Here is a 4207-nt window from a genome sequence, read left to right on the forward strand (position 1 = left end):
GACGCTGCTCTGCTTCATGCAGCTCTTCATCGTCAGCAACCGTGACCGCACCTGGTACTTCGCCAACAACAACGCCCGCCACTTCGCCTTCAATACCGACGAGCGCTTCCTGCCCGTCTATGAGTTCGCGGACGAGGACAACCGCAAGATCACCCACCTCGATGAGTTCGCCGAACGCTTCCTGAAAAAGTGCGACCTCGGTCGGACCATCAGCCGCTACATGGTGCTGCTCGCCGGGGAGCAAAAGCTCATGATCATGCGGCCCTACCAGGTCTATGCCGTGCAGCATATAGTGAAGTGTATCGATGACGATAACGGCAATGGCTACATCTGGCACACCACCGGCAGCGGCAAGACGCTCACCTCCTTCAAGGCGTCCACCCTGCTGAAGGAAAACGATCACATCCACAAGTGCGTCTTCGTCGTGGACCGCAAAGACCTCGACCGCCAGACGCGGGAGGAATTCAACAAGTTCCAGGCAGGCTGCGTTGAAGAAAACACCAACACCGCCGCCCTCGTGCGCCGCCTGCTGTCCGAGGACTATGCCGACAAGGTCATTGTCACCACCATCCAGAAGCTCGGCCTCGCGCTGGACGAAAACAGCAAGCGCAACAAGCAGCGCAGCAAAAACGGCCAGGCCACCTACAAGGCGCAGCTCGAAGCGCTGAAGGATCAGCGCATCGTTTTCATCTTCGACGAGTGCCACCGCTCGCAGTTTGGCGAGAATCACCAGGCCATCAAAGCCTTCTTCCCCAAGGCGCAGCTCTTCGGCTTCACCGGCACGCCCATCTTCGAGGCCAATGCCGCCTTGCAGAAGATCGAGGATACCCAGGCCTCCATGCGCACCACGGAAGACCTCTTCCAGCAGCAGCTCCACGCCTACACCATTACTCATGCCATTGAGGACGGGAACGTCCTGCGCTTCCACATCGACTATTTCAAGCCTGAGGGCAAAAACCCGCCGAAACCCGGCGAGGCCCTCGCCAAGAAAGCGGTCATTGAGGCCATTCTTGCCAAGCACGATGCCGCTACCGGCGGACGCCGCTTCAATGCCCTCCTGGCCACTGCGTCCATCAACGACGCCATCGAATACCACGCGCTGTTCAAGACGATGCAGGCGGACAAACAAGCCGCCGATCCCGACTTCAAGCCGCTGAACATCGCCTGCGTCTTCTCGCCGCCCGCCGAGGGCGATCCCGATGTGAAGCAGATTCAGGAAGACCTGCCACAGGAGCAGGCGGACAATGAGGAAGACCCCGAGGGCAAAAAAGCCGCGCTCAAGGCCATCATGGCGGATTACAACGCCCGCTACGGCGCCAATCACCGCCTCAGCGAGTTCGATCTCTACTACCAGGATGTGCAGAAGCGCATCAAAGACCAGCAGTGGCCGAATGCCGACTACCCCCCGGCGCAGAAGATCGACATCACCATCGTGGTGGACATGCTGCTCACCGGCTTCGATTCCAAGTTCCTGAACACGCTCTACGTGGACAAGAACCTCAAGCACCACGGCTTGATCCAGGCCTTCTCCCGCACCAACCGCGTACTCAACGGCGCCAAACCCTACGGCAACATCCTCGACTTCCGCCAGCAGCAGGACGCCGTGGACGCCGCCATCGCCCTGTTTTCGGGCGAAAAAACCGGCGACCAGGCGCGGGAAATCTGGCTGGTGGACAAAGCGCCAGTGGTGATCCAGAAACTGGAAGCCGCTGTGCAGAAGCTCGACGGCTTCATGAAGTCCCAGGGCCTAGCCTGCACGCCCTCCGCCGTGGCCAATTTGAAGGGCGACGAGGCCCGCGCCGCCTTCATCACCCACTTCAAGGAAGTCCAGCGGCTCAAGACCCAGCTCGATCAATACACCGACCTCACCGGGGAAAACAAAGCCACTATCGAGCAGGTGCTGCCCGAGGAAAACCTGCGCGGCTTCAAAGGCCAGTATCTGGAAACCGCCAAAAAGCTCAGAGACCAGCAGGGCAAGGGCGGCGACAAACCCGGCTCCGATGACCCCGTGGATCAGCTCGACTTCGAGTTCGTCCTTTTCGCCTCCGCCGTCATTGATTACGACTACATCATGGGTCTTATCGCCAAGTTCTCGGAAAAAGGCCCGGGCAAGTCGAAGATGACCCGCGAGGAACTCATCGGCCTCATCAGCGCCGATGCCAAGTTCATGAACGAGCGCGACGACATCGCCGAATACATCGGCACGCTCAAGGCGGGTGAGGGTCTTTCTGAAAAGGCTATCCGCGAGGGCTACACTCGCTTCAAGGCCGAGAAGAACGCCAGGGAACTCGCCGCCATCGCTGCCAAGCACGGCCTCGCCACCGATGCCCTGCAAACCTTCGTGGACGGCATCCTTGACCGCATGATTTTCGACGGCGAGAAACTCAGTGACCTCTACGCCCCGTATGACCTCGGCTGGAAAGATCGCACCCACAAGGAAACCGCCCTGATGGAAGATTGTGCCCCCTACCTTGTCAAACGCGCCGGTGGCCGCGACATCTCAGGACTCAGCGCCTATGAGCAGTAAGAAAACACCGATGCCCGCGAAGAAGAAATCAGCGCCGCCCGCCGCGTCAGGGGACTTTGACTCGCTGGTCACTTCCATCGTCCATATCCATCAGCAGACGCAGGATTTTGCCGCCAAAGCCGTCAATGTCGCGCTCACCTTGCGGAACTGGCTCATCGGCTACCGGATTGTGGAGTTTGAGCAGCAGGGACAAGACCGGGCGGCCTATGGCGAGAGTCTCATGGATACGCTCGCCCTGCATCTTGCCAGCCACGGATTGACGAGGGTCACGCCACGGGAGCTTCGTCGCTACCGGTTGTTCTACCAGGTTTATCCACGAATCCGGGAGTCACTGGCTCCCAAATCTCTGGTGCAGCAAGGTTACGGCCCCCTCCTGCACCTGCTTCCCCGGTCGCCCATGCCAATTCGGGAGTCAGCGACTCCCGAATCTCAAATTGTGGAGACAGCGACTCCACAATTGGCCCTGCGGCTCTCCTTCACCCACATCAACGAACTCATTCAACTCCCCGACGACACCCAGCGCCGCTTCTACGAGATCGAGTGCATCCGTGGCAACTGGTCCGTTCGTGAGCTGCGCCGCCAAATCGCCAGCCTGTACTATCAGCGCAGCGGCCTCTCCAAAGACAAGGCCACGCTGTCCGCCATGGCCCACGCTGCCGCAGACACGCTCCAACCTGCCCACATCATCCGCGATCCCTACGTCTTCGAGTTCCTCGGCCTGCGTTCACGGGATGTCATGGCTGAATCCGACCTGGAAGACGCCTTGCTGGACCGTCTTCAGGATTTTCTCCTTGAGCTGGGGCACGGCTTCTGTTTCGAGGCCCGGCAAAAGCGCATCCTCATCGGCGACGAGCATTTCTTCATCGATCTCGTCTTCTACCACCGCATCCTCAAGTGCCACATCCTTGTCGAACTCAAGACCGATGCCTTTCGCCACGAGCATCTTGGCCAACTCAACACCTACGTCGCTTATTACAAAAAGCACCAGATGACCCCGGGCGACCTGCCGCCCATCGGCATCCTGCTTTGCACCCGCAAGAATGACGCCCTCGTCGAGTTCGCCCTCGGTGACTTGAGCAACCAGATCTTCGTCTCCCGCTACGCCGTCGAGTTGCCCCGGAAAGAGGAAATGGAACGCTTCATTGCTCAACTCGGCAAGGAGGTGGAGCCATGAGCAGTAAGACGAAAACCACTGCCACGAAGGAAGCGGCAAGGTCCGCGCTGGCGCCGAAGCTGCGGTTTCCGGAGTTTCGGGGGGCTGCATCGTGGGAGCCAAAAACGCTCGGGGAAGTTTGCCTTCAAATCACAAATGGCAAAGCAAACGCACAAGATCATGAAGATGAAGGAGATTATCCTTTATTTGATCGGTCAGCCGTCATCAAGAAGTCGAGTGAGTTCATGTTTGATGCGGAAGCCGTAATTCTTCCCGGCGAAGGGATGCGCTTTGTTCCGAAATACTTTCGGGGAAAGTTCAATCTTCATCAGCGTGCCTATGCGCTCATGCGCCACCGAGGGGACGGTCGTTTTGTTTATCACTCCCTCGATTACCTCCAAGGGGTGCTGGCGAAAAAAGCAGTCAAATCTACTGTCCTCTCATTGAGGCTGCCCATAGTGGAGAACTTTGTGATCGGCTGCCCCCAACCCGCCGAACAACAAAAAATCGCCGCGTGCCTGAGTTCG

3 protein-coding genes are annotated in these 4207 nt (G+C 58.7%); all 3 read left to right on the forward strand.

The genetic code is table 11. The features are described 5' to 3' along the window. The coding region (locus IAE77_RS10410; RefSeq protein WP_294225773.1) for an HsdR family type I site-specific deoxyribonuclease at positions 1 to 2527 on the forward strand (2527 nt) is incomplete at its 5' end. After that, positions 2517 to 3701 carry a PDDEXK nuclease domain-containing protein gene (locus IAE77_RS10415; protein ID WP_294225776.1) on the forward strand — a complete coding sequence of 395 codons (1185 nt, stop codon included), beginning with the start codon at positions 2517 to 2519 and terminating at the stop codon, positions 3699 to 3701. The genes IAE77_RS10410 and IAE77_RS10415, both read left to right, overlap by 11 nt. After that, positions 3698 to 4207, forward strand: a 510-nt coding sequence (locus IAE77_RS10420; RefSeq protein WP_294225779.1) for a restriction endonuclease subunit S, incomplete at its 3' end; no start/stop codon positions are given. The genes IAE77_RS10415 and IAE77_RS10420, both read left to right, overlap by 4 nt.

This window comes from Prosthecobacter sp. (assembly GCF_014879935.1).
GTDB lineage: Bacteria > Verrucomicrobiota > Verrucomicrobiia > Verrucomicrobiales > Verrucomicrobiaceae > Prosthecobacter.

What these genes read in the sequence shown, in the direction of transcription:
- IAE77_RS10415 (WP_294225776.1), top strand. Translation starts at nt 2,517, where the DNA reads ATGAGCAGTAAGAAAACACCGATGCCCGCGAAGAAGAAATCAGCGCCG.